This window comes from Pseudonocardia sp. N23 (assembly GCF_002583555.1).
Classification (GTDB): Bacteria; Actinomycetota; Actinomycetes; order Mycobacteriales; family Pseudonocardiaceae; genus Pseudonocardia.
In genome coordinates, this window is sequence record NZ_BEGX01000077.1 from 152,725 (window position 1) to 178,131 (window position 25,407).

A 25,407-nucleotide genomic window follows, 5' to 3' on the forward strand; every position below is an offset into this window, starting at 1 on the left:
CGACCTTCGGACCGCCGGTCGGCGCCGGGTTCCCGCGGGTGCCCCGGCGGTGTTGACGGGGCGACGGCCCATGATTACCGTCGTTCACGAAATGACGCAAGTATTCATCATTTGAAATGCGACGTTTCGAATCCAGTGGCGGGTGATGTGACGAAGGAGTCGGCGATGGCGGGGACCGGCAGGGTGGCAAGCAGGACGGCGCTCGTGATGGGCGCGGGCCAGACCCCCGGGCAGACGACGGGCAACGGCCGCGCGACGGCCGTGCTGCTCGCCCGCGAGGGTGCGAAGGTGCTGTGCGCCGACCGCGACCTCGCCGCCGCCGAGGAGACCGTCACCCAGATCGCCGACGAGGGCGGTGAGGCGTTCGCGATCGGTGCCGACGTCACCGTCGAGGACGAGGTCGCCGCCGCCGTCGCCGCCTGCGTGCAGCAGTGGGGCCGGCTCGACATCCTGCACAACAACGTCGGCATCTCCATCGCCGGCGGCGACGCGTCCGTCGCCGACATCGAGGCCGAGGCCTTCGCGCTGATCACCGCGGTGAACCTGCAGGGCATGGTGATGACCTGCAAGCACGCGATCCGGGTCATGCGCGGCCAGGACAGCGGCGGCGTCATCACCAACATCTCCTCGATCGCCGCACAGATCAACTACCCCTACGTCACCTACCGGACCTCCAAGGCCGGCGTCGTGACGCTCACCGAGCACATCGCGATCACCAACGCCCAGTACGGGATCCGGGCCAACGCGATCCTCCCCGGGCTGATGGACACCCCGATGGCGATCGAGAACCGCGTCGGCCTCGACGGCCGTACCCGCGAGGACGTCTACGCCGAGCGCAACTCCCACGTCCCGCTGCGCAACAAGATGGGCACCGCCTGGGACGTCGCCAACGCCGCGCTGTTCCTGGCCTCCGAGGAGGCCGCGTTCATCACCGGCGTCGCACTGGCCGTCGACGGCGGCCAGAGCCTGGCCTCCGGCTGACAGCCCCAGGGCCTGAGCTGCGGCAACCCTGAACCGACCGGCGTGAGGCCGGCACCCGCTGACGAGGAGACGGACATGAACGGCACCACGCCGTGACGGCGACCGATGCCGCCGCGGGCAGCGCGACCGCCACCGCGCTCGCCGACCTGCGCCAGGTCTGGCGGATGCGCGCCTTCGAGGAGCGGGTCCGCGAGCTGCGGCTCGCGGGCGACGCCGTCGGCTCGATCCACCTCGGGATCGGCCAGGAGGGCGTCGCCGTCGGGGCGTCCGGGCTGATCGGCCCCGACGACGCCGTCTTCGCCACCTACCGCGGCCACTCGTGGGCCATCGCGTGCGGTGTGGAACCCGAGGCGCTGTTCGCCGAGATCCTCGGCCGCGCCACCGGCGTCAACGGCGGCCGCGGCGGATCGGCTCACCTCACCGCCCCCGGCCACGGGTTCTTCGGCGAGAACAGCATCGTCGGCGCCGGCGCGCCGATCGCATGCGGTGCGGCACTGGCGGGGCGCCACGACGGCACCGACCGGGTCGCGCTGACCGTCTTCGGCGACGGCGCGATGAACCAGGGCGCGGTGCACGAGGCCATGAACTTCGCCGCCGCGTTCTCGCTGCCCGTGGTGTTCCTGTGCGAGAACAACTCCTGGTCCGAGCTCACCCCGATCGACGAGATGGTCGGGCAGCCGGAGCTGTTCCGCCGCGCCGCCGGGTACGGCATGCCGGGGGAGCGGATCGACGGCAACGACCCGGAGCAGGTCCGCGACCGGCTCGGCGACGCGTTCGAGGTCGCCCGCGAGGGTGGCGGCCCGACGCTGGTCGAGGCCATGACGCAGCGGCTCGTCGGGCACTACATCGGTGACGCCGACCAGTACCGCCGCCCCGGTGAGCGTGAGCGCGACGCCGAGAACGAGCCGGTCGCGCTGCTGACGCGGCGGCTGCGCGACGCCGGCACGTCCGACGACGACATCGCCGGCGCCGAGCGCGCCGCCCGGGAGGAGATGGAGTCGGCGTCCGCGGCCGCGCTGGCCGCGCCGCTCGCCGACCCCACGACCGCGAAGGAGCACCTCTATGCCTGACACGGCCGTGTCCCCGGCGAGCACCGCCACCGAGACCCGCGAGCTCACCTACGGCGAGGCGGTCAACGCGGCCCTGCGCCGCTGTCTCGACGAGATCCCCGAGACGCTGCTCTACGGCGAGGACATCGCGACGCCCGGCGGGGTCTTCGGCGTCACCCGCGGGCTGCGCCGTGACTTCGGGGACCGCGTCTTCGACACCCCGATCAGCGAGTCCGCGATCCTCGGCTCCGCCGTCGGCGCGGCGATGCTGGGCAGGCGGCCGATCGTCGAGATCATGTGGGTCGACTTCTCCCTCGTCGCGTTCGACCAGGTCGTCAACCAGCTCGCCAACGTGCGGTACGTCAGCCGTGGCGAGCTCACCGCGCCCGTCACGATCCGCACCCAGCAGGGCAGCGCACCCGGCGCGTGCGCCCAGCACAGCCAGAGCCTGGAGGCGCTGTTCCTGCACGTCCCGGGCCTGCGGGTGTGCATGCCGTGGACCGCGCAGGACGCCTACGACCTGCTCGTCGCGGCGGTGCACAGCGACGACCCGGTCCTCGTCATCGAGAACCGGACGCTCTACCCGACGGGCAAGGGGCCCGTCCGGCTCGGTGGGCCGGTGCAGACTCCGGGCGGGCTCCGGGTGCGCCGGAAGGGCAGCGACGCCACCGTCGTCACCTGGGGTGCGATGACCGCCCGGGTGCTGGAGGCGGCCGCGACGCTCGCCGAGCAGGGCATCTCCCTGGAGGTCCTGGAAACGGTGTGGCTCAACCCGTTCCCCACCGACGAGGTCGTCGCGAGCGCCGCCCGGACCGGGGCGCTGGCCGTGGTGCACGAGGCGAACACGACCGGCGGCTTCGGCGCCGAGGTCGTCGCCCGCGTCGCGGGTGCCGGGGTCGCGCTGCGGGTGCCGCCGCTGCGGCTCGGGCTGCCCGACAGCCGGGTGCCGGCCGCACCCAGCCTCGTCGCCGGCCTGCTGCCCGGCGCGGGAGACATTTCGGAGTCCGTGCGCGACTGGCTGCACAGCGCCTGAGGAAGGGACCGACCGTGGACATCGTGCTGGGCGTCGACACGCTCTCCTACCACTGCCGCCTCGAGGCCGGCGAGATCTCCCTCGAGGACGTGCTGCGCGAGGTCGCCGACCTCGGCTACACCTTCGTCCAGTTCAACGCCGTGCACGTGCGCGACCGCGACACCGCCGGGCTGGAGTCCCTGCGCGGGCTCGCGGGCGACCTGGGTCTGGGCATCACACTGTCCGGCGACGTCGTGGGCCGGGTCGGCAACGGCGACACGATCGACGGCGGGGTCGAGCGCATCACCCGCTGGGTCGCTCTCGCCGAGACCATCGGCAGCCCCTTCGCCCGCGTCTCCTCCGGCTTCTACCGCGCCGAGCTGTTCGACCGTCCCGGGCTCATCGCGGCCGAGCAGCGCTACGTCACCGACACGCTGCGGCGTGCCGCCGACGAGGTCTCCGGCGACGTGCAGATCCTGCTGGAGAACCACTCGGACTTCACCGCCGACGAGTACGCCGAGATCATCGACGGCGTCGGCACCGACCGGGTCGGGGTGTTCCTCGACCTGATCAACCCGATCTCGTCGCTGCAGGACCCGCTGCCGGTCATCACCCGGCTCGCCCCGCTCGCACCCTCGGGTCACGTGAAGGATTTCCGGCTCGTCTCGCGCTACGTGGAGGACCGTTTCCACCGGCGCGGGTTCGACGTGCAGTGGTGCTACCCGGGCGAAGGGGTCGCCGACCTCACCTCGCTCGTCGGCGTGCTGGCGGGATCCGCCGACCGCGCCGAGCCGTACCGGCTCTCCGTCGAGGGCCTGGACAACCACCCCGGCGTCGCCGACCAGCGTGACCGGCTCGCGGCATCGCTGACATTCCTCCAGAAGGTCATCACCGGCGCCCCCGCGGCGACGGCCACGTCAAAGGAGACGCGATGAGGACCAGGATCGCCGGGGCGGCGGCAGCCGTCGCCCTGCTGACACTCGCCACCGCCTGCGGTGGCATCGCCACCCAGGACCAGGGCGGGCAGTCGATCGACTGCGGTGACACCGTCAACATCGGTGCGCCCTACCCCCTGTCCGGGGTCTGGGCCGAGAACGGCCAGAACTCGCTCAACGGCATGCAGCTCGCCGCCGACGAGATCAACGCCGCCGGCGGGATCAAGGGCCTGAACGGGGCCAAGATCAAGGTCGTCAGCGGGGACACCAGCTCCGACAACCCCGGGCAGGCCAAGACGGTCACCGAGAACCTGTTGCAGTCCAACAACGTCTCGGCGGTCGTCGGCTCCTACCTGTCGAGCATGACGCTGACGACGGTCGTCGCCACGGAGACCAAGAAGGTCCCGCTGATCACGCAGTCGTTCGTGGACGACCTCACGGCCAAGGGCTACAAGTACCTGTTCCAGATCCCGCCGAAGGCCTCGGCGTTCGGCTCGGAGACGGTGACCGACGCCAAGGGCGTCTACACCGCGCAGAACCGGCCGCTGCGCACCCTCGCGGTCGCGGGCTCCGACGACGCGTCGACCAAGGCCCAGACCGCGGGCGTCGTCGCCGGCGCGGGCAAGGAGGGCGTGCAGGTCAAGGAACAGGTCATCTTCCCCAACGGCCTGTCCGACGCCACCGCCATCGTCAACCGGGTCTCCGACGCCAACGCCGACCTGATCGTGCTGGGCGGCAACGTCTCCGACCTGTCGCTCATCATCAAGGGCATCCGGGCCCGCGGCGTCACGACGCCGATCGCGACGTCCGGCGGCGGCGGTGCGCTCGCCCCGCAGTTCGCCAAGGCCCTCGGCGACTCGGCCAACGGGATCATGGCCTCGGCCGCGTGGAACTCCGACGTCACGCTCACCGGCGTCGCCGACTCCGCCGCGGAGTACCAGAAGAAGTACAACGCGTTCATGCCGCAGGAGGCCGGTGAGTCGTGGGCCGCGATCTACGAGCTCGCCCAGGTCATGGACACCGGCAAGACGTGTGACCCGCAGAAGATCCGCGACGCCCTGTCGAGCACGGACTTCACCACCGGCCAGGCGTCGGCCGTCCCGCCGGGCAAGGTCGGCTTCGACGCCACCGGCGCGAACAAGTACATCAAGCCGATCCTGGTGCAGTGGCAGAACGGGACGCTCAAGACGGTGTTCCCGAAGGACGTCGCGTCGACCGACGCATTGCCGCTGGGTGCGGGTCCCACCCCGTGACCCGGGCCTGATCGTCCGGCCGCCGCGGTGTCGTCGACCCCACCGCGGCGGCCCGGACCCCTTGTTCGTTTCTCCCGAGAGGACGCGATGGACCTCGGCCTCACCGGCACCCGGGCGCTCGTCACCGCGGCGAGCTCCGGGCTCGGCAGCGCATGCGCGGCGGCCCTGACCGCGGAGGGGGCGCGGGTGGTCGTGTCTTCGCGCGACCCCGGGCGTCTCGCCGCCGCGGCGCGCGACGTCGGCGCCGCCGGGCACGTCCCCGCCGACCTGGAGAGTGCCGACGACATCGCCGCGCTCGTCGCCCGCACGGTCGAGACGCTCGGCGGGCTGGACGTGCTCGTCGTCAACTGCGGTCCGCCGCCGGCGGTCACCTTCGCCGAGTCCGGCGACGACGACTGGGACACCGGCCACCGGCAGGTCCTGATGAGCGCGGTCCGCCTGCTGCGCGCGGCGCTGCCGCATCTCGTCGCGTCCGGCCGCGGCCGGGTCGTCGCCCTCACCGGCTACGGCGTGCGCGAACCGAAGCCCGGGCTCGTGATCTCCGAGGCCACCCGGGCCGGGGTCACCGTGCTGGCCAAGGTCGTCGCCGACACCCACGCCGGCGACGGCGTCACCGTCAACACCATCGCGCCCGGGCCGATCCTCACCGACCGGCTCCGCGAGCTGCAGGGCATGGTCGCCGCCACGGCCGGGATCGACCTCGACGAGCAGCTGCGCCGCCATTCCGCCGAGATCCCGGTGGGGCGCATCGGCCGGCCGTCCGACGTCGGCGATCTGTGCGCGTTCCTGTGCTCCGACCGAGCGGGATACGTGACCGGCCAGACGATCGTCGTCGACGGCGGCGTCAACAGGAGCCTGTAGATGAGCAGACCGCGGATCGCCGTCACCGGTGCCGGGCACTGGCACCTCGACCTGTTCGCGCCGACGCTGCGCCAGGAGGGCGACATCGTCGGGGTGCACGACCCGGACCCCGCCACAGCCACCCGGATCGCCGACGACCTCGGTGCCGCGGCGGCCACCGACGTCGACGCGCTGCTGCGCGACACCGCACCCGACTTCGTCCTGGCCCTCGGTGCCCACGACGAGATGGCGGCCACCGCGCGCACGCTCATCGCGAACGGGACCCCGTTCGCGATGGAGAAGCCGTGCGGGCTCACCCCGGAGCAGGTGCACGACATCGCCGACCGGGCCCGCGACGCCGGCGTCTTCGCCGCGGTGCCGTTCGTGTGGCGGCAGAGCGAGCTGCTCACCGTCATGCGGGAGCGCTTCGCCGACACCGATCCGTCGTACCTGTCGTTCCGCTGGATCGCCGGGCCGCCGACGCGTTACCCCGACTCGGGCTGCGGCTGGATGCTCGACCCGGCCCGTTCCGGCGGCGGCTGCACGGTCAACCTCGGCGTGCACTTCATCGACCTCGCCCGCGTCCTGTTCGGTGACGACGTGTGGGTCTCGTCGGCGACGATGTCCAACGCCGCCTACGGTCTGCCGGTCGAGGACTACTCGCTGGTCACGCTGCGCTCGGGCGGGCGGGTGTTCGTCGGCGAGGTGGGGTACCTGATGCCCGGCCCGCACTCGGACTTCGACATGCACTTCTCCGTCAAGGCGCGCGACCACTACGTCATCGCGACGTCGCCCACCGACGTCGAGATCGTCGCACCCGACGGCACCCGGGAGCACATCACGGCGCACACCACGAACGTGCCGCACTACCCGGTGTTCGTGCGCGACGCGCTGCGCCGCGTCCGCGAGGGCGAACCGCCGCTCGCCTCGCTCACCGACATGGCCGCGGTCATGGACCTGACCCGCGACGCCTACGCACTGGCCGGGCCGCTCCCGGTCCGCCCGTCAGTTCAGGAGGACACCGCGTGACTGCCAAGGGCCTGCTGCTCGTCCTGATCGACATCGATCCGGAGTACGAGGAGGAGTTCAACCGCTGGTACACCGAGGAGCACTTCCCCGAGCGGGTCCGGTGCCCGGGGTTCCTCACCGCCCGGCGCTTCGTCTCCGTCGAGGGCGAACCCAAGTACCTGGCGCTCTACGACCTCGACGACCCCGACGTGCTGGAGACCGAGGAGTACTGCCGGATCCGCCCGCCGAGCGAGTGGACCAAGAAGCTGCAGCCGCACTTCACGACGATGGTGCGCAACGTCTACCGCGAGATCACCCCCGACATCCCCGAGGGCCACGAAGTGCACGCCGTCCGCTCGCCGGAGGCCTGACGTGACGATCCTGTTCCTGCACCCCGTCGGGCTGGACCGCGACGCCGCCGGGTTCCTCGACCCCGGTGACAGCCCCGACACCCTCGACGTGCACGCGGTCACCTTCCCCGGCCACGGCGACCGCCGTCGTGCCCGGCCCGGGCTGACCCTCGCCGACATGGCCGACGAGATCGCCGGGCACACACGCGGCCCGTTCGACGTCGTCGGCGCCTCGCTCGGCGGGATGGTCGCGATGCACCTCGCGCTCGACCACCCCGCGATTGTGCGCTCGCTGGTGCTGGCCTGCACCACACCCGACGGCGCCACCGACGTCATGGAGGACCGCGCGGCCGCCACCGAGGAGCGCGGGTCCGCGGGCATGCTCGACGACACCATGACCCGCTGGTTCACCGCCGACGGCCTGGCCTCCGGCGCGCCCTACCTCGGCTACTCCCGGGACCGGCTGCTCGCCATGGACCCCGGCGCCCTCGCCGACACCTGGCGGGCCGTCGGCACCCACCACGTCCTGGACCGGCTGCCGGAGATCACCGTGCCGACGACGTGCATCGCCGGCCGCGTCGACGCATCCACGCCGCTGGAGGTCATGAAGGACCTGGCGTCCCGGCTGCCGAACGCGCGCCTCGTCGAGCTGGACGCCCCGCACATGGCCTTCATGGAGAACGCCGACGAGTTCGCCGCCGCCGTACGCGCCCACCTGGAGTGGGTGGGAGGGGAGCACCGATGATCATCGACCTGCACCGGCACCTCTGGTCGATCTTCGAGCGCTACGCCGTGGTCCGCGAGATCGCCGCGCGCGGCACCGCCGTCGGGCACGCCCACGGCGGCGACACCGTCCAGGACGTCGGCGTCCGCGCCGCCGAGATCCGCACCGAGATGGAGAAGGCCGGCGTCGACCGCTCGTGCCTGCTGCTCGGGGACTACGGGCTGCGCCTGGGCGAGGGCGACCGGAGCATCGCCGAGGAGAACCGCCTCGCGACCGACCTGGCCCGTGCCGACCCGGACCACTTCATCGCGTTCTTCGGCGTCGACCCCCGCCGCCCGGACGCGGCCGCGCTGTTCCGCGACGCGCTCGACGCCGGTGCGAAAGGCCTGAAGCTGCACCCGTGCGCCGGGTTCTCCCCGGCCGACCCGGTGTGCCGCCCGCTCTACGAGCTCGCGCGGGAGTACTCGGTCCCCGTCGTGTCGCACACCGGGCCGCTGGCCGCGCCGTTGGTCAGCACCTACTGCAGCCCGCTGCACCTCGACGAGCCCGCCGCCGACTTCCCCGACGTCGACTTCGTGATCCTGCACGCCGGGCAGCGCGCCTACTTCGACCTCGCGCTCGACATGGCCCGCTGGAAGCCGAACCTCTACCTCGAGCTGTCGCTGTGGCAGGGCCTGTTCCTGGAGGACGAGGCCCGGTTCGTCGCCCGCGTCGCCGAGATCCGGAACGGCATCGGGCTGGACCGGGTGATCTTCGGCAGCGACTGCCCGGGCGTCTCGACGGTCATGCCGCTCGACGCCTGGGTCGACACCTTCCGCGACCTGCCCGCCATCGCCGCCCGCCACGGGGCCACCGTCACCGAGGACGAGGTCACCGCGATGCTCGGCGGCACCGCGTCGATGCTGCTGGGGCTGTCGTGAGCCGGCCCGTCGGGACCGGCGAGTGGGTCGACCTCTCCCAGCCGATGTACGAGGAGATGCCGCGGGCCCTGCCGGAGAGCCAGGTCTGCTTCACCCCGCAGTACATCGGGACCGGGCCACCCGGGTCGGCGGTGCGGATCACGCACCTGACCCTGTCGACGCACGTCGGCACCCACGTCGACGCCGCGCTGCACTTCCTGCCCGGCGGCAGGGCGATCGAGGAGTACCCGGTCGACGCGTTCGTCGGGCCGGGCGTCGTCATCGACGCCCGCCGCGAAGGCGTCGTCCCGGTGACGCGCGCCGAGATCGAGGCGATGGACCCCGACGTGCGCGAGGGCGACATCGTCTTCTTCTGTTTCGGCTACGGCCGCCACTTCGGCACCCCGGAGTACCGCGACCACCCCTATCTCGGCGACGACGCCGCGGACTGGCTCGTCGAACGCGGTGTGAAGCTCGTGGGCGTCGACACGACGACGCCGGATCTCGGTGGCGCGCACCGTCCGTCGGACTACGCCTATCCCGTGCACATGACGTTGCTGCCGCGCGACATCCTGATCATCGAGCACCTCGGACCGCGCCTGGAGGAGCTGGCCGGGCAGCGGGTGGAGATCAACGCAGTCCCGCTGCCGATCCGCGGCGGCGACGGCGCCCCGGCCCCGGTGATCGCCCGCGCAGTGAAGGAGAACGCATGACCGCCCCTGGTCTCGACGCCGCTCTGCCCCAGACCGAACCCAACCCGCGCCGCCTCGACGGCAAGATCGCGATCGTCACCGGCGGCGGTTCCCGCGGCGACGGTATCGGCACCGGCCGGGCTGCGGCGATCCTGTTCGCCCGCCACGGCGCGAAGGTCATGGTCGTCGACCGCGACACCACCGCGGCGAAGGCCACCGTCGACGGGATCGAGTCCGAGGGCGGCGAGGCCGTCGCCTTCGAGGCCGACCTCACCTCTGCCGACGACTGCGCCGCCATGGTCGCCGCCGCCGTCGACCGCTGGGGCCGCATCGACATCCTGGACAACAACGTCGGCACGGAGGGCGCGGGCACGATCCTGCAGACCACCGACGAGGACTGGGACCGCGTCATCGACGTGAACCTGCGCACGGTCGTCTCGGCCAGCCGCGCCGTGATCCCCGTGATGGCCGACGGTGGGGGCGGCGCGATCGTCAACCTGTCGTCGATCTCCGCGATCCGTCCGCGGGGGCTCACCCCGTACACGACGGCGAAGGGCGCGGTCATCGCGCTCACCAAGGCCATGGCGATCGATCATGCGGCGCAAGGGATTCGGGTCAACGCGATCCTGCCCGGGCCGATCTACACGCCGATGGTCGCGTCCGAGGGAATGGACCCGTCGTTGCGGGACAAGCGGCGCGCGGCGTCCCCGCTGGGGATCGAGGGCACCGGCTGGGACGTCGGCTACACGGCCCTGTTCCTGGTGTCGGACGAGGCCCGCTACATCACAGGGACGACACTGCCCGTCGACGGCGGGGTGTCGGTCCGCAGCCCGGACCGCTGACCGCCGCCGCACGGACAGGCCGACGAGGACGACGAGAGTGCAGGGCGACGTATGCCGGACGAGGGACGAACGGGCACCAGGATCCAGTCGGTGTCGCGTGCTGCGCAGCTGCTGATGCTCATCGCGGCGCTGCCCGAGTCGGAACGCTCGGTGAACCGGATGGCGGCCGAGCTGGGCACGTCGGTGCCGACGGTGTACCACCTGCTCAACACGCTCGTCGACGCCAAGCTGCTCACCCGCGACGAGCGCAAGCAGTACCGGTTCGGGCTGGCGATGGAGGTGCTGTCGGTCGCCTACGCCCAGCAGACAGTGCCGCCGCCCGAGCTCGTCGCGCCGCTGCGGCGCATCATCGAGGAGACCGGTGAGAGCGCCTACCTCACGGCGTGGCGCAGCGGGAACCCCGTCGTGCTCGCGCACCTGTCCGGCACGCACGCTGTGCAGGTGACCAACCTGCGGCCCGGCTACCGCGGCGTCGCCAACGCCCGCGCCTCCGGAAAGGTGCTGCTGGCCTTCGCGGAACCGGAGGATCGCGAGCGCTACCTCGCGATGCACCCGCTCACGGCCGTCACCGACCGGACGATCACCGACCCCGACGTGTTCGCCAAGGAGCTCGCCCAGGTGGCGCGCAACGGCTACGCCACCGAGGTCGAGGAGTTCTCCGCCGGCGTCGCCTGCGTCGCGGTGCCGGTGTGGCGCAACGGGATGCTCATGGGTTGCTACACGGTCTCCGCGCCCGTGGAGCGGTACCGCAAGCAGCGCAACGTGTACCTGGGGGTGCTGCGCGACGCCGTCGCGATGCTCGACGAGGACGGCCGGGACGACGATGCGGAACCCACCGGCGACGACCGCGATCCCGCGCCCGCGCGGGGCGGGGGCTGAGCCGCCCGCGTGAGACCGACAAGCGCACCCGTCCGCCCCGGCCTGCTCGGCCGCGGGCTGCTGATCGTGCACGGACCCGGCGACCCGGCGGGCCACCCCGGTTTCGACGACTGGTACACCCACGAGCACCTGCCCGAACGCGTCGCCACCCCGGGGTTCCGCCGGGCCCGGCGCTGGGTGGCGCCGGGCCCGGACCCCGTCTCCTACCTCGCGGTGTACGAGACCGACGACGTCGCCGTCCTGCGCTCGCCGGCCTACCTCGCCGCCCTCGACGACCCGACGCCCGGCACCGCGCGCTGGGTCCCGGTGATGTCGCGGATGAGCCGCACGGTCTGCGACGTGGTGCACACCGCCGCCCGCGGCGAGGGTGGCGACCTGGTGCTCGCCGAGTTCGGGCCCGCGACGCAGGACCCCGACCCGTTGCGCGACAAGGTCGTCGGGGAACTCGCGACGGACCTCCTCCACCGGTCCGGCACCCTCGCCGTGCACGTCGCCGACGTGGATCCCGCGGTCACGACGGCCCGCGACGCCACCGGCACCTACCGCGACGTCCCGACGGGCGTCGGCCGCCGGTTCCTGCTCGTCGAGGGTGCGTGGCCCGACCCCGCGTCGGCCGACGCCGTCCGCGCCACCGTCGCCGACGGGCTCAGCGCGGCGGGCGCCGACATCGGCACCGTCGTCGTGATGCGGCTGCTCGCGCGGCTGACCCGGGACCAGGTGGTCCCCACCGGAGCTCCCCAGGAGGACACGTGACGCTGCGCTGTGCCGTGCTCGACGACTACCAGGGCGTCGCGCTCACCTCGGCCGACTGGACGGGCCTCGACGCGACGGTCGACGTGTTCGGCGACCACCTCGCCGACGAGGACGCGCTCGTCGCGCGGCTCGCCGGGTACGACACCGTCGTGCTCATGCGTGAGCGCACCCCGTTCCCGCGCAACGTCCTCGAGAAGCTGCCCGACCTGCGACTGCTGGTCACCACGGGGATGCGCAACGCGTCCGTCGACATGGCCACCGCCGCCGAGCGCGGGGTCACGGTGTGCGGCACGGGCGGGGTCGCGACGTCGACCCCCGAGCTGACGTGGGCGCTGATCACCGGGCTCGCGCGCCACCTCGTCGCCGAGAACACCGGGCTGCGCGGCAACGCCCCGTGGCAGCAGACGATCGGCGTCGACCTCGCGGGCGCCACCCTCGGGGTGCTGGGCCTGGGGCGCATCGGGTCCCGCGTCGCGAAGGTCGGCCTCGCGTTCGGGTGCGACGTCCTCGCGTGGAGCCAGAACCTGACCGCCGACGCCGCGGACGCCGCCGGGGTGCGCCTGGCCGCGTCGAAGGCCGAGCTCGTCTCGGCCGCCGACTTCCTGACCATCCACCTCGTGCTCTCCGACCGCAGCCGCGGCCTCGTCGGGGCCGACGAGATCGCCCTGATGAAACCGACCGCGTACCTGGTGAACACGTCGCGGGCACCGATCGTCGACCAGGACGCGCTGGTCGCGGCCCTGCGTGACGGGCGGATCGCGGGGGCGGGGCTCGACGTGTTCGACGTCGAACCGCTGCCCGCGGACCACCCGTACCGGACGCTGCCGAACGTCCTGGCCACCCCGCACCTGGGCTACGTCACCCGTGACGGTTACGCGATCTTCTGGCGCGAGGTCGTCGAGGACATCGCGGCGTTCGCCGCCGGCACGCCGGTCCGGGTGATCACGTGAGATCAGCGGGTCGTGACCAGCACCTTCACCGCCGCGGTCGCGTCGAGCTGGGCCTCGAAGGCCTCCTGTACCCGCTCCAGCGGGACCCGGTGGGTGAGCAGTGAGGCGGTCGCGACGGCTCCCGACCCGATCAGGTCGATCGCGTCGCGGAAGTCCTCGGGGGTGACGTTCGCGCTGCCGCGCAGCACCACCTCGCGCTGCACCGCGCGCATCGGCTCGAACGTCGTGGGGGAGTGGTAGAGCGCCACCAGGACGACGGTCCCGCGGGGGCGCACGATCTCCATCGCCCCGGCGACCAGCGCGCCGACGCCGCTGGCCTCCACCACGATGTCGGCCTCCCCGTCGCCGGTGAGCGCGCACAACGTTCCCGCGAGGGCGTCCTCGCCCAGCGTCGGGTCGACCGTCACGATGCCCAGCTCCTCGGCGACCGCCCGGCGCAGCGGCGCAGGATCGACGCCGACCACCGGCCCACAACCCCTGGCCCGCAACGTCTGCGCGGCCTGCAGCCCGATCGTCCCCAGCCCGGTGACGACGGCGCTGCGCCCCGGCCCAGGATCGGCGAGCCGCACCGCGTGCACGGCCACCGACAACGGTTCCACCAGCGTCCCCGCGTCCAGCGCCGCCTCGGGCCCGGCGTCGGGACGGTCCGGGAGCCGGTGCACGTTCTGCCCGAGCCGCGCGTCGGGGATGCGCAGCCGCTCCGCGAACCCGCCGGGCAGGCCGAACGCGATGCTGCGGGTCGTCCACCGCTCGCACAGGTGTGCGAGCCCGGCGCGGCAGCGGCGGCAGTCGCCGCACGGCTGGATCGGCAGCCCGGTGAGCCGGTCGCCCTCGGCGATGCCCTCGACGCGGGCGCCGACCTGCACGACCGTGCCCGCGAACTCGTGGCCCATGATCTGGCCGTCGCGGGCGCTGCCTGCGCGGAACTGTCCGATGTCGGAGCCGCAGACGCCGCAGCCGTGGACGTCGAGGACCACGTCGGCCGGGCCGGCGACGGGATCGGGGACGTCCTCGACCTCGATGCGGCCCTTGCCACGGAACACCCCGGCACGCATGACGCCTCCTCGCCGGCCGAAGTGTCCTGCGTCGGCAGGGCCGGCCGCGGCGGACGCTACCGGCGCTGCTGCGTCCATCGCGCCGGTGCGGCGTGGATGCACATGCAACGGTGCGCGGCCTGCCAAACCGCGCGCTGCGGGTTGAGGGGGAACGGGGCCGTGGGTCACGCTGGACGGGTGGCTCCGGGCGACGGCCGGACGACCACGACGGAAGGGGCGAGGCGATGACTGCCCTGTCGACACCGATGTCGACGAGCACGACCGGGCCGGTGGACGACGCATCGGAGAGCTGGCGCGTCGACCCCAGCTCGGTCCGGCCCGTGCCGGAGTGGGAGGACGTGCTCGCCGCGACACACGTCGCGTTCGACGTGCGGCTGCCCGACATCGGGCGCTTCGCCGGCCGCGTCGAGCGGCGCCACTTCGGCGACCTCGACCTCGTCGAGTGCTCCTGCACCCCGTTCGCCGGGCGCCGCACGTCAGCGCTGATGGGCGACCCCGGGGAGGACCACATCGGGCTGCAGATGGTGCTGCGCGGGGCGGAGAAGGTCATCCGGTCCCGCACCGAGCACCACGTCCTGGAGGCAGGCGCGGTCGGGCTGTGGGACGGGTCCCGTGCCGTCGGCGTGGAGGTCGTGGAGCCGTTCACCAAACGCACCCTGATCCTCCCGCGCGACCTCGTGCACGCGGTGAGCCCGCGGCTGGCCGACGTGGGCTCGGTGACGTCACTGGAGAAGCGGCCGGGAACCCGGCTGCTCGTCCGCTACGTCGACGCGCTCGCCGCCGAGCTGCCACTGCTCGACGAGCGCACCGGTGCCGCGGCCGCCGACGTCGTCCTGGAGCTGCTGCGCGCCGTCGTCGAACCGGGGATGCCCGAGACCAGGGAGGCACGCCGGGAGGCGTTGCGCGCCCGGGTCCGCCGCTACGTGCGTGCGAACCTGCCCGACCCCGGCCTCGGCCCGGAGACCATCGCAAAGGTGCTCGCCATCTCGGTGCGGACCCTGCACTCGGCGTTCGAGGACACCGGCGAGTCGGTCGCGGCGCTGGTCCGCCGGTCGCGGCTGGCCCGCTGCCGCGAGGACCTCGAGGAGCCGACCGCGGGCACCGTCACCGAGATCGCGTTCCGGTGGGGTTTCTCCGATGCCACGCACTTCTCGCACGTCTTCAAACGGGAGTACGGCATCTCCCCGCGCGACGTCCGACGCGCTGCCCGGGAGACCGCCGCGAGCTGATCCCGTCGCCCGGCCCGCGCCGGGGGTGCACGCATCGACAGGTAATCGGGCGCGTACCCGATGGCTCACAACGGGTCCTGACGGCGACGCTTGTCCTACCCCGTGACGCGGCGTGCAACCGTCGACGCCCGCCGCGTCGCGGGGCCGCCGCGGAGCCGTGGCGGAGGACGGGGCGAGGAGCGCGATGACCGGCACGGGCCCCGCGGCCGTCGACGTGCGGATGCCGAGGCTGTCGGAGTCGATGGCCGAGGGGACGATCGTGCGCTGGCTGCACGAGTCCGGCGCCGCCGTCGCCCGCGGCGACGAGCTCGCCGAGATCGAGACCGACAAGGCGACAGTGGCGTTCGAGGCCGACGCGGCCGGGGTGCTGCACATCCTCGCCGCCGAGGGACAGACGCTGCCCGTCGGCGCCGTGATCGCCAGGGTCGGCGGTACGGGTGCCGACACGACCACGGCAGGGACGACCACGGCAGGGACGACCACGGCAGGGACGACCACGGCAGGGACGACACCGGTGCCGGACCCGGCGGCCGACGCGGACACCACGCGGGCGGCCGGCCCGGGACCCACCGGACAGGACCGCGGTGCGGCAGGCACGGGCGAGGGGCCCGGGTCCGGCGTGCCGGGGACGGCCGCACCCGGTGCGGTGTCCGGGGCGGAGCCCGGACCCGCCCGGGTGCGGGTCGCATCCTCCCCGCTCGCGCGCCGCCGCGCCCGCGAGCTGGCGGTCGACCTCGCCACCGTGACCGGTACCGGCCCGCACGGGCGCGTCGTGCGGGCCGACATCGAGTCCGCCGCCGAGTCGGCAGCCGCCGGGTCCTGCAACGCCCGCGGCGCCGTGGCCCCGTTGCCGCGCAGCAGGATCCAGGTCGTCACCGCCGAGCGCATGGCGCGGTCCGCCCGCGAGATCCCCGCCTTCGCGCTCACTGCCGACGCCGACATGACCGCCGCGCTCGACCTGCGCACCGCGCTGGCCGCTGCCGCCGACCACGTCGGCAGGCCGGCGCCGACGGTCACCGACCTCGTCGTCGCTGCCGCCGGCCGTGCCCTGCGCCGCCACCCGCACGTCAACGCCGGAGTCCCCGACGGCACCGACACCCCGGCCGGCTACGGGCGGGTCAACGTCGGCGTCGCCGTCGAGACCACCGCGGGGCTCGTCGTCCCGGTCGTCAGCGACACCGACACCCGGACCCTCGGCGGGGTTGCGGCCGCGAGCCGCGCGGTCGTCGCCCGGGCCCGGGAGGGCCGGCTCACCCCCGCCGACCTCGACGGCGCCACCTTCACCGTCTCCAACCTCGGCATGTTCGGGGTCCGCGAGTTCCAGGCCGTCGTCATCCCCGGGCAGGCGGCGATCCTCGCCGTCGGCGCGGTACGCCCGGAACCGGGCACCGGCCGCACGGTCATGACGCTCACCCTCGCCTGCGACCACCGCGTCCTCGACGGGGCGGAGGCCGCCCGCTTCCTGCGCGACCTCGTCGACCTGCTCGCCCATCCGCACACCCTGCTGCTCGACGTCCCGGGAGGGGCAGCCACATGAGTGGAACCGACGTCCTCGGCTCGTACTGGACCGTCGCCGGCCCGGTCGAGATCGGGACCGGCCGCGAATGGAGCCTGTTCGACTGGCCCGACCGCTGCGCCCAGGCCGCGCGCGTCGGGCTGACGGGCCTCGGCCTGTGGCATGCCGACCTCGAACACCTGCTCGAGGAGCGCACCCTCGGCGAGATCCGGTCGATCTTCGTCGACTCCGGCCTGCGCGACCTGGAGGTCGAGTTCCTCAACGACTGGTTCGTCGAGCCCGGCGACCCCCGCCGGACCGCGTCGGACGCCCAGCGCGACCTGCTGTTCACCGCCGCCGTCGAGCTGGGCGCCCACCACATCAAGCTCGGGAACCTCAGGCGTACCGAGGCGTCGATGGCGCAGCTGACTGACGGCTTCGCCGCGATGTGCGCCGACGCCGCGGACCGCGGGGTACCGCCGCTGGCCTACGAGCTCATGCCCTTCGACGTGAACGCGCCGTCGATCGCCGGGGTGTGCGAGATCGTGTCGGCGTCCGACCCCGCCCAGGGCGGCATCGCGATCGACACCTGGCACCTCGGCAAGCTCGGGATCACCCCGGGTGACCTCGCGGCGATCCCGCCGGAGCGGCTCACGTTCGTCGAGCTCTCCGACGGGCAGGTCGCGAACATGCCCGACCACAGCCGGGAGACGACGCGCCACCGCAGGCTGCCGGGCGAGGGCGAGTTCGACATCACCGGATACGTGGCCGCGCTGCGGGGGCTGGGCTACCGCGGGCCGTGGGGCGTCGAGGTGCTCTCCGACGCGCTGCGCGCACTGCCCGTCGAGGAGATCTTCCGGCGGACGGCCGACACGACCTCCGCTGCACTGGCCGCGCCGGTCGCGGCGGAAGGGGCGTGACGGCGATGGACCGCGTCGGGACCTACCGGCAGATGGTGCGCATCCGCGAGTTCGAGGAGCGCGTCAAGCGCAGCTTCGCCGAACACCCGGGCGTCATCCGCGGGCACACCCACCTCGCCGACGGTGCGGAGGCGTCGATCGTCGGGTCGATCGCCGCGCTCCGGCCCGGCGACCAGGTCATGGCCACCTATCGCTGCCACGGCTACCCGATCGCGCTCGGCAGTGACCCCGGGGCCCTGATGGCCGAGATCTACGGCAGGACGACGGGCATCTGCGGCGGGTACGGCGGCTCGATGCACCTCGCCGATCCCGCCCACGGGTTCCTCGGCACGTCGGGGATCGTCGGCCAGTCCATCCCGCAGGCCACCGGCGCCGCCTACGCCGCGCAGGTCCGCAGCGCCGGATCCGCCGCCCGCACGGGCGACGTGGTTCTCTGCTTCTTCGGCGACGGCGCCAGCAAACAGGGCGCGTTCCACGAGTCGCTGAACATCGCGTCGCTGTGGAAGCTGCCGATCGTCTACGTCATGGAGAACAACAGCTACAGCGTGTCGGTGCGCGTCGAGCAGGAGGACGCCAACGCCGCCGCCGGGGAACCGTTGGCCACCAAGGCGAAGGCCTACAGCATGCCGGGCGTGACGATCGACGGTGGCGACGCCGACGTCGTGCACGCGACCCTCGCCGAGGCGGTGGCCCGGGCCCGCGCGGGCGAGGGGCCGACGCTCGTCGAGTCGCTCGTCTACCGGCTCTCCGCGCACGGCAACTCGATCGCCCCGCCCGGGGTGCCGCTGCACTACCCGGAGCACGAGGCCGTCACCGTCTTCGGCGACGTCGCCGAGTACGAGGCCGCGAAGCGCGGCGACCCGGTCCCGCGCTACCGCGGCGCGCTCGTCACCGGCGGCGTCCTCGACGCCGCGGCGGCCGACGCGATCGTCGCCGGGGCGGTCGCGGAGATGCAGGGCGCGGTCGACTTCGCGCTCGCGAGCCCGGATCCCGATCCGGCCGCGGCCCTGCGGTTCGTCCACGCCTGATCCCGTCCGACGCACGTACGACCCCAGGAGCACGTGATGGCCCGCGAGATCACCTACATCGCCGCGATCATGGAGGGCATCCATCAGGAGATGGCCCGCGACGACGACGTCCTGCTGATCGGGCAGAGCGTCGGCGGCAGCCCGGAGGACCCGTTCGTCGCCACCTTCGGCCCCGACCGGGTCCGGGTCACCCCGATCTCGGAGACCGCGGAGATCGGCATGGCCGCGGGGGCGGCGCTGGCGGGCAAACGGCCCGTCGTCGACTGCACGATGGCCGAGTTCCTGCTCGTCGCCATGGACCAGGTGGTCAACGAGGCCAACCGGTTCCACTACATGTCCGGCGGCCAGGTCACCGCGCCGCTCGTGCTCAAGGCCGGCTACGGCTTCACCGCGGGCTGGGCGGGCCAGCACACCGGCTCCATCTACGGGATGTTCATGGGCGTCCCCGGCCTCAAGGTCGCGCTGCCCTCGACACCCGCGGACGCCAAGGGGCTCATGGCCACCGCGATCCGCGACGACAACCCGGTGCTGTTCCTGCACCACTACCTGCTGACGCTGGAGACCGGTGACGTCCCCGAGGGCGAGCACCTCGTCCCGTTCGGGCAGGCCGCGATCGTCCGCCCGGGCACCGACGTCACGATCGTCGCCACCGGGTGGACGGTGCACCGGGCGCTGGAGGCCGCCGAGGAGCTGGCGGCCGACGGGGTGTCGGTCGAGGTGATCGACCCGCGCACCATCGCGCCGCTGGACGTCGACACGATCCTCGCGTCGGTGGCGCGCACCGGCCGGCTGGTGCTCGTGGACCAGGCGACGAAGCACGCGTCGGTGTCGGCGATCGTCGCCGCGGAGGTCGCCGAGGCCGGGTTCTCCTCACTACGGGCGCCGATCGTGCAGGTCACCGCCCTGGACGCGCCGATCGCCTACGCCAAGCCGATGGAGGACTTCGTGCTGCCCGACGTCGGCAAGATCGTCGCCGGGGTGCGCCGGGCGGTGGACGCGACCGTCGGGGCCGGCCGGTGACCACGGCGGTCACCGTGGACGCCCGGGTCCTTCGCGACCTCCTCGCCACGATGTGGCGCATCCGGGCGTTCGAGGAGCAGGTCGGCGCCCTGAAACGGGCCGACGAGGTCCACGGGCTCATCCACCTCTCGATCGGCGGCGAGGGCGTCGCCGCCGCGGTCTGTCGCCAGCTGCGCGACGACGACGCCGTGTACAGCGGACACCGCGCCCACGGCCACGCCGTCGCGAAGGGTGCCCCGCTCGACCGCACCATGGCCGAGCTGATGGGCCGCGACGGCGGGCTGTGCCAGGGGATGGGCGGGTCGATGCACCTCGTCGACGTCGCGCACGGCTTCCTGGGGGCGACCGGTGTCGTCGGCGGCAACATCCCCCTCGCGCTCGGCTCCGCGCTCGCCGCGAAACAGCGCGGCACCGACGTCGTGGCCGTCGTGTTCTTCGGCGACGGCGCGGTGCAGGCGGGGCTGTTCACCGAGTCGGTCAACCTGGCGACGCTGTGGCGGCTGCCGGTGCTGCTGGTCTGTGAGAACAACGGGTTCGCCGAGTTCACCCCGCGCTCGGCGCACACCACCGTCGAGCGGGTCGGCGACGTCGTCGCGCCCTACCCGTTACCCCGACAGACCGTCGACGGCAACGAGGTCGCCGACGTCTGGTCCGCGTTCTCCGCGCTGCTCGCCCGCGCCCGGGCGGGGGAGGGGCCGGCCCTGCTGGAGTGCCTCACCCACCGGCTGCGCGGGCACTACGAGGGCGACCCCGACCGCTACCGCGAGGCCGTGTCCACCGAGGACTGGCAGCGCAAGGACCCGATCCTGCGGCTGCAGCGCGCGGGCCACGACGCCGGCTGGCTTCCCGCCGGCGAGCCCGCCGAGCTGGAGAAACGTGCGCGCGCCGAGGTCGAGGACGCCGTGACGTGGGCGCGGTCGAGCCCCTTCCCGTCGGCCGTACCGGAGGAGCTCCGATGACCGACCTCACCTACGCCAAGGCCATCTCGACCACGATTGCCCAGGCCATGCGCGCCGACCCCGACGTGTTCGTCCTCGGCGAGGACGTCAGCGCCGGTGGGCCGTTCACCACGACCGCGGGGCTGGTCGAGGAGTTCGGCGCCGGTCGCGTCATCGACACCCCGATCAGCGAGGCCGCCATCTGCGGTGTCGCCGTCGGGGCCGCGCAGTCGGGGCTGCGGCCGGTCCTGGAGATCATGTACGTCGACTTCATCACCCTGGCGCTGGACCAGCTGGTGAACCAGGCGGCCAAGGCACACTTCATGTCCGGCGGGCAGCTGTCGGTCCCGATGGTGCTGCGCACCCAGGGCGGCGCCGGGCAGCGGGCGGGCGCCCAGCACTCGCAGAGCCTCGAGGCGTGGCTGACCCACGTGCCCGGGCTGACCGTCGTCATGCCGTCGGGCGCCGCCGACGCCGCCGGGCTGCTCGCGAGCGCGATCGCCTCGCCGGGGCCGGTGGTCGTCGTCGAGAACAAGGTCCTGTACTTCCGTCGCGAGCCGGTGCCCGATCCCGTCGAGCCGATCCCGCTGGGCCGGGCCGCGGTGCGCCGCGCCGGTCGCGACGTCACCGTCGTCGCGTTGTCGCGCATGGTCGGCGAGGCACTCACCGCCGCCGAGGAGCTCGCGACGGAGGGCGTCGAGGTCGAGGTGATCGACCCCCGCACGCTGGTCCCGCTCGACCTCGACACGATCGTCGGCTCGGTGCGGCGCACCAACCGGCTCGTCGTCGCCCACGAGGCGGTGCTGCACGGCGGGTTCGGCGCCGAGGTCGCGGCTGCCGTTCAGCACGCCGCGTTCGACGACCTCGACGCCCCCGTCGAACGCGTCGGCGCGCCCTTCCAGCCGATCCCGCTCAGCCCACCGCTGGAGGACGCCTACCTGCCCGGCGCCGCCGGGATCCGCGACGCCGTGCTCGCGACGCTGGGCCGAGTCCCGACGTCAACCCTGTGAGTGACGTTCTCCCGCCCGGCCGGCGAGGAACACCGCGATCGCCCCGCCCAGCGCGTCGGAGCGGTTGGCCGCGCTGATGTGATCACCCTTCACCGTCGCGAACACACTGTGCGGCAACGCGTCGGTGAGGGCGCGGGCGTCGTCGGGATCGTCGCGGTCGCCGCACACCACGAGCGTGGGCACCTCGATGCGTGCCATGTCGGAGGCCGGGGTGTCGACGGCCGTACCCAGCGCGAGCCGCAGCGCGGTCCGGTCGGCCCCGATCCGTGCGATGAAGTCGGTGATGCGACCCTCCGCACTGCCCGGTGCGAAGGCCCCCGCTGCGGGGGCCGGGTCGGCGAGCACCGTGCCGAACACGCCGGCGAAGGCGTGGCCACGCATGTGCGTGACCCCGGCGAGCCCCATGCCCGCGACGACGAGCCGCCCCGGTCGTGCCCCGCGCACCACCGCGCGCAACGAGGTCCGCCCGCCGAGGGAGTATCCGCCCAGGTCGTAGCCGTCGTCGGCGAGCCCGAGGTGGTCCAGCAGGGCGAACACGTCGTCGGTGACCACGTCGGACGGGTAGGCCGCGGGGTCGTGGGGACGGTCGCTGTCGCCGTGTCCGCGCAGGTCCGGCAGGATGACCCGCCGCCCGGTCGCCGCGATCGCCGCCGCGTGCCCGGGGGCGACCCAGTTGATCGTCGCGGTCGACGAGAATCCGTGCAGCAGCACCGTCGGTCGCCCCTCGCCGACCTCCCGGTAGGCGAGCCGGATCCCGTCGGGAGCGGTGAGGAACGAGGGCGCGGGCGGGTCGATCACATGCCCATCCAACAACGGTCCCGAGTGGCGATGGTCGCTGTAGCGACCATCGCCACTCACAGGCTAGGAGCACTCCACGTTGACCAGGGCCTGGCGGCCCTCCTCACGAACCACACGCAGGGCCTGCTCCAGCGCCGGGACCAGCTCGCCGCGTGAGCGCACCCGGACCCCGAACCCGCCGGAGGCCTCGGCGTAGGCCTCGAACGCCGGGACCGGGTCGAGCCGGGCCAGCGGCGACAGGTCCGCCGACGCGGCGGCGTGCCCGTCGGGGTGGACCTTGAGCGCCGAGGCCTGCACCGCGCCCCAGTGGTTGTTGCTGCAGACGATCGTCAGCACCGGGAGCCCGTGCATCGCCATCGCCTGGTGGCAGGCCGCGGGGTTGGCGAACAGGTAGGCGCCGTCGCCGAGGGTCGAGACGACGGTGGCGCCCGGACGCGCGAGCTTCACCCCGATCGCCGCGGGCAGCCCCCAGCCGAGCCCACCGGCGGGCGGGGTGCCCAGGTAGGAGCCGGGAACGGTCGGGGCGAGCACCTCGGCCTGGGCCCAGTACTCGTTGACGACGACGGAGTCCGTGTCGCCTGCCAGCACCGACGCGAGCGCCGCGTTCATCGTCGCCTTGGTGATCGGCGCGTCCGAGGCGCCGGACTCGGCGTCGAGCAACGCCTGCCGACGCGCCCGCCACCGCCCACCCAGCTCCTCGATCCGGGTCGCGCGTCCGGAGTCGATCCGCTCGGCCCTGGCCTCCAGGGCCGGACCGAGCGCCGCGAGCAGCGGGCCGCAGCCGGCGGTGATCGTCAGGTCGGAGCGGTGCGAGCGGATCGGGTACCGGCCGAAGTGCGGGTCGGGCCCCACCTGCACGACGACGGCGTCGTCGGCGGGGGAGACCGCGGCGGGCAGCCACGGCACGTCGAGGTCGAGGGTGACGACGACGTCGGCGTCGGCCAGCACCTCGCCGGGCCGGTAGCCCAGGTGCATCGGGTGGTCGGCGGGCAGGCTGACGTGGCGCGGCCCGCTCTCGACGACGCCGATGCCGTAACGGCCGGCGAGATCGGCGAGCGCGGCCACCGTGGCGTGGTCGGCGCCGGAGTCACCGGTGACGACCAGCGGGAACCGGGCGGTCGCCAGGTGCTCGGCGAGTGTGGCGACGGCGACGGGATCGGGATGGGCCACCGTCGGGACGGGCGCGGCCGCCACGGCGGTGCCGGTGAACGTCGGCGCGGCCAGGACCTCGCGCGGCAGCGACAGGTAGACCGGTCCGGGCGGGTCGGTGCGGGCGCGGTCGAGGGCCCGGTCGACGACCTCGCGGACCTGGGCGCCGTCGCGCAGCTCGTAGTCCCACTTGACCAGCTCGCGCAGCATGCCGGCCTGGTCGAACATCTCCTGCGCCCAGTGGATGCCGTAGTCGCGGGACCCGAGGATGCCGCTCTCGAACAGCGGTGTGCGCCCGGCCGAGAGCAGGACCGGCACCCGTGCGCTGGCGGCGTTGGACACCGCGCAGACGGCGTTGGCCGATCCGACACTGGTGTGCAGCATGACCGCCTGCACCCGGCCGTCGCCCAGGTAGGAGCCGTGGGCCATCGACACGGCGAGGTTCTCGTGCGAGCACACGATCACGTCGGGAAGTGCGAGACCCGACTCCTTGCGGCGCGCGTAGGCCTCGACGATCGTCGCGAAGTCGGTGCCCGCGTTGACGAAGAGCCGGTCGACGCCGCGCTCGCGCAGGGCGACGAGGAAGGACTCCGCGACCGTTTCCGGTGAGCCCACGATCACTGCTCCTGCGGGTGGGTCGCGACGGCCTCGACCGTGATGTCCATCCAGGGGAACATCGGCAGCGATGCGAGGACGTCGTGCAGCTCGGTGGCGTCGGTGACCTCGTAGAGGCCGATCGTCGCGTTGCGTCCGGGCACCCGCCACAGCCGTTTGAGGTTGCCGGCGGCGCGCAGCTCGTCGGCGCGGGCACGTTCGCCCTTCTTCAGCCGCGCGCGTTCCTCCTCGGGGGTGTCCACGGGCAGCTTGTTCTCGGCGCGGACCAGGAACTCCATCGTTCGCCTCCAGAAATGCGTGCGCGGGCGGAGCGACCTACGCCGCCGCGTCGACGGCCACGACGGCCGCCATCAGGGACTTGGCCAGGGCCTCGGGCGCGGTGACCATCGCCTCGTGCCCGGTCGGGATGGTGGAGACGGGCCAGCCGGCCGCCTCGGCACGCTCGGCGTGCGCGGCGAAGGCCCGCATCCAGTCGGTGCACTCGACGAAGTGCGCGGGGACGTCGGCGTGGGCGCCGCTCAGCTCGAGCCGCTGGGTGTAGGTGCGCCACGGGTGCGGGGTGAGCCGCGGCGAGAGCCACGACAGGTCGGCGTCGTCGGTGACGCCCAGGACGTGCAGGGAGCGCTGCGGGATGAGCCAGCCGAAGCCGGCCGTCGCGACCGACTCCCGGTAGTGCACGGCGACCTCCTCGGGCAGCAGGTCGATGGCGGCGTCACCGTCGCCGCCGACGAAAGCGTCGAGGTAGATGCGCATCGCGAGCCGGTCGGGCCGGCGGTCGGCGACCCCGGTGACGACCTGCCCGGCGTAGCTGTGCCCCACCAGGACGGCGTCGCGGCAGTCCTCGGCGTCGAGCAGCGCGACGACGTCCTGGATGTGGGTGTCGAGACCGACGGCGGGGCTGAGCAGGTGCGCGCGCTCGCTCAGCCCCGTGAGGGTGGGCGTGAGCACGTCGTGCCCCGCCGCGCGCAGGTACGGCTCGACCC

27 protein-coding genes are annotated in these 25,407 nt (G+C 73.4%); 22 read left to right on the forward strand and 5 right to left on the reverse strand.

The features are described from left to right. Positions 1 to 183 precede the first annotated feature (183 nt). The 15 genes from TOK_RS22340 (at position 184) to TOK_RS22405 (ending at position 13,167) form a co-directional block, all read left to right on the forward strand. Entirely contained in the window at positions 184 to 981 is a 798-nt protein-coding gene (locus TOK_RS22340) for an SDR family NAD(P)-dependent oxidoreductase (RefSeq protein WP_253258560.1), read from the forward strand. Positions 982 to 1,073: 92 nt separating this feature from the next. Then, positions 1,074 to 2,051 (forward strand): thiamine pyrophosphate-dependent dehydrogenase E1 component subunit alpha, encoded by a 978-nt coding sequence (locus tag TOK_RS22345; protein ID WP_098959943.1) that lies wholly within the window; start codon positions 1,074 to 1,076, stop codon positions 2,049 to 2,051. After that, entirely contained in the window at positions 2,044 to 3,063 is a 1,020-nt protein-coding gene (locus tag TOK_RS22350) for an alpha-ketoacid dehydrogenase subunit beta (protein WP_098959944.1), read from the forward strand. Before TOK_RS22345 ends, TOK_RS22350 begins: the two co-directional genes overlap by 8 nt. Positions 3,064 to 3,077: 14 nt before the next feature. After that, a complete protein-coding gene (locus TOK_RS22355) occupies positions 3,078 to 3,977 on the forward strand; it encodes a sugar phosphate isomerase/epimerase (RefSeq protein WP_172457706.1) in 900 nt (299 codons plus the stop codon). Continuing rightward, positions 3,974 to 5,230 carry an ABC transporter substrate-binding protein gene (locus tag TOK_RS22360; RefSeq protein ID WP_098959946.1) on the forward strand — a complete coding sequence of 419 codons (1,257 nt, stop codon included), beginning with the start codon at positions 3,974 to 3,976 and terminating at the stop codon, positions 5,228 to 5,230. Before TOK_RS22355 ends, TOK_RS22360 begins: the two co-directional genes overlap by 4 nt. An 87-nt stretch (positions 5,231 to 5,317) precedes the next feature. Beyond that, entirely contained in the window at positions 5,318 to 6,091 is a 774-nt protein-coding gene (locus TOK_RS22365; RefSeq protein WP_098959947.1) for an SDR family oxidoreductase, read from the forward strand. Further along, positions 6,092 to 7,099, forward strand: coding sequence for a Gfo/Idh/MocA family protein (locus TOK_RS22370; protein WP_098959948.1), 1,008 nt, complete (start codon positions 6,092 to 6,094; stop codon positions 7,097 to 7,099). It begins immediately after the preceding gene. After that, on the forward strand, positions 7,096 to 7,449 hold the full coding sequence (locus TOK_RS32790; protein ID WP_172457707.1) for a DUF4286 family protein: 354 nt from the start codon (positions 7,096 to 7,098) through the stop codon (positions 7,447 to 7,449). The genes TOK_RS22370 and TOK_RS32790 overlap by 4 nt, the downstream gene beginning before the upstream one ends. Position 7,450: 1 nt before the next feature. Next, the gene (locus TOK_RS22375; RefSeq protein WP_172457708.1) at positions 7,451 to 8,173 is read left to right on the forward strand and encodes an alpha/beta fold hydrolase; all 723 of its coding nucleotides are present in this window, start codon (positions 7,451 to 7,453) and stop codon (positions 8,171 to 8,173) included. Then, positions 8,170 to 9,072 (forward strand): amidohydrolase family protein, encoded by a 903-nt coding sequence (locus TOK_RS22380; protein ID WP_098959950.1) that lies wholly within the window; start codon positions 8,170 to 8,172, stop codon positions 9,070 to 9,072. Before TOK_RS22375 ends, TOK_RS22380 begins: the two co-directional genes overlap by 4 nt. Then, positions 9,069 to 9,764, forward strand: coding sequence for a cyclase family protein (locus tag TOK_RS22385; protein ID WP_098959951.1), 696 nt, complete (start codon positions 9,069 to 9,071; stop codon positions 9,762 to 9,764). The genes TOK_RS22380 and TOK_RS22385 overlap by 4 nt, the downstream gene beginning before the upstream one ends. Further along, positions 9,761 to 10,585: an SDR family NAD(P)-dependent oxidoreductase gene (locus TOK_RS22390; RefSeq protein ID WP_098959952.1), complete on the forward strand. Its 825-nt coding sequence runs from the start codon at positions 9,761 to 9,763 to the stop codon at positions 10,583 to 10,585. The genes TOK_RS22385 and TOK_RS22390 overlap by 4 nt, the downstream gene beginning before the upstream one ends. A 90-nt stretch (positions 10,586 to 10,675) precedes the next feature. Further along, the gene (locus TOK_RS22395) at positions 10,676 to 11,464 is read left to right on the forward strand and encodes an IclR family transcriptional regulator (protein ID WP_172457709.1); all 789 of its coding nucleotides are present in this window, start codon (positions 10,676 to 10,678) and stop codon (positions 11,462 to 11,464) included. Positions 11,465 to 11,473: 9 nt separating this feature from the next. Further along, a complete protein-coding gene (locus tag TOK_RS22400) occupies positions 11,474 to 12,217 on the forward strand; it encodes a hypothetical protein (protein ID WP_098959954.1) in 744 nt (247 codons plus the stop codon). Between the two features lie 2 nt (positions 12,218 to 12,219). Continuing rightward, a complete protein-coding gene (locus tag TOK_RS22405; protein WP_216362065.1) occupies positions 12,220 to 13,167 on the forward strand; it encodes a D-2-hydroxyacid dehydrogenase family protein in 948 nt (315 codons plus the stop codon). Positions 13,168 to 13,169: 2 nt separating this feature from the next. Here TOK_RS22405 and TOK_RS31900 read toward each other — a convergent pair whose 3' ends face one another. Continuing rightward, complete coding sequence (locus tag TOK_RS31900; protein WP_172457710.1) at positions 13,170 to 14,222, reverse strand: zinc-binding dehydrogenase; 1,053 nt, start codon at positions 14,220 to 14,222, stop codon at positions 13,170 to 13,172. 224 nt (positions 14,223 to 14,446) lie between these two features. On the opposite strand from TOK_RS31900, the gene TOK_RS22420 reads away from it, so the two are divergent. The 7 genes from TOK_RS22420 to TOK_RS22450 all read left to right on the forward strand — a co-directional run bounded on the left by TOK_RS22420 (position 14,447) and on the right by TOK_RS22450 (position 21,862). Next, positions 14,447 to 15,451 carry a helix-turn-helix domain-containing protein gene (locus tag TOK_RS22420; RefSeq protein ID WP_098959957.1) on the forward strand — a complete coding sequence of 335 codons (1,005 nt, stop codon included), beginning with the start codon at positions 14,447 to 14,449 and terminating at the stop codon, positions 15,449 to 15,451. Positions 15,452 to 15,635: 184 nt separating this feature from the next. Beyond that, on the forward strand, positions 15,636 to 16,988 hold the full coding sequence (locus tag TOK_RS22425) for a dihydrolipoamide acetyltransferase family protein (protein ID WP_098959958.1): 1,353 nt from the start codon (positions 15,636 to 15,638) through the stop codon (positions 16,986 to 16,988). Continuing rightward, positions 16,985 to 17,866 (forward strand): sugar phosphate isomerase/epimerase, encoded by an 882-nt coding sequence (locus tag TOK_RS22430; RefSeq protein WP_098959959.1) that lies wholly within the window; start codon positions 16,985 to 16,987, stop codon positions 17,864 to 17,866. Before TOK_RS22425 ends, TOK_RS22430 begins: the two co-directional genes overlap by 4 nt. Before the next feature lie 5 nt (positions 17,867 to 17,871). Beyond that, positions 17,872 to 18,894 (forward strand): thiamine pyrophosphate-dependent dehydrogenase E1 component subunit alpha, encoded by a 1,023-nt coding sequence (locus TOK_RS22435; RefSeq protein ID WP_253258571.1) that lies wholly within the window; start codon positions 17,872 to 17,874, stop codon positions 18,892 to 18,894. 36 nt (positions 18,895 to 18,930) lie between these two features. Beyond that, complete coding sequence (locus TOK_RS22440) at positions 18,931 to 19,914, forward strand: alpha-ketoacid dehydrogenase subunit beta (protein WP_098959961.1); 984 nt, start codon at positions 18,931 to 18,933, stop codon at positions 19,912 to 19,914. Then, entirely contained in the window at positions 19,911 to 20,873 is a 963-nt protein-coding gene (locus TOK_RS22445) for a thiamine pyrophosphate-dependent dehydrogenase E1 component subunit alpha (protein WP_253258561.1), read from the forward strand. The genes TOK_RS22440 and TOK_RS22445 overlap by 4 nt, the downstream gene beginning before the upstream one ends. Next, positions 20,870 to 21,862 carry an alpha-ketoacid dehydrogenase subunit beta gene (locus TOK_RS22450; RefSeq protein ID WP_098960060.1) on the forward strand — a complete coding sequence of 331 codons (993 nt, stop codon included), beginning with the start codon at positions 20,870 to 20,872 and terminating at the stop codon, positions 21,860 to 21,862. Before TOK_RS22445 ends, TOK_RS22450 begins: the two co-directional genes overlap by 4 nt. On the opposite strand, the gene TOK_RS22455 is transcribed toward TOK_RS22450, so the two are convergent. The 4 genes from TOK_RS22455 to TOK_RS22470 form a co-directional block, all read right to left on the reverse strand. Next, positions 21,851 to 22,660, reverse strand: a complete 810-nt coding sequence (locus tag TOK_RS22455; RefSeq protein WP_098959962.1) for an alpha/beta fold hydrolase — start codon at positions 22,658 to 22,660, stop codon at positions 21,851 to 21,853. The two genes, TOK_RS22450 and TOK_RS22455, sit on opposite strands and share 12 nt — an antisense overlap. Before the next feature lie 63 nt (positions 22,661 to 22,723). Further along, positions 22,724 to 24,424: a thiamine pyrophosphate-requiring protein gene (locus TOK_RS22460; protein ID WP_172457711.1), complete on the reverse strand. Its 1,701-nt coding sequence runs from the start codon at positions 24,422 to 24,424 to the stop codon at positions 22,724 to 22,726. Positions 24,425 to 24,426: 2 nt separating this feature from the next. Beyond that, the gene (locus TOK_RS22465; RefSeq protein ID WP_098959964.1) at positions 24,427 to 24,702 is read right to left on the reverse strand and encodes a muconolactone Delta-isomerase family protein; all 276 of its coding nucleotides are present in this window, start codon (positions 24,700 to 24,702) and stop codon (positions 24,427 to 24,429) included. 37 nt (positions 24,703 to 24,739) lie between these two features. Further along, positions 24,740 to 25,407 (reverse strand): alpha/beta fold hydrolase (locus TOK_RS22470; RefSeq protein ID WP_216362058.1); only part of this gene is annotated, 668 nt, incomplete at its 5' end.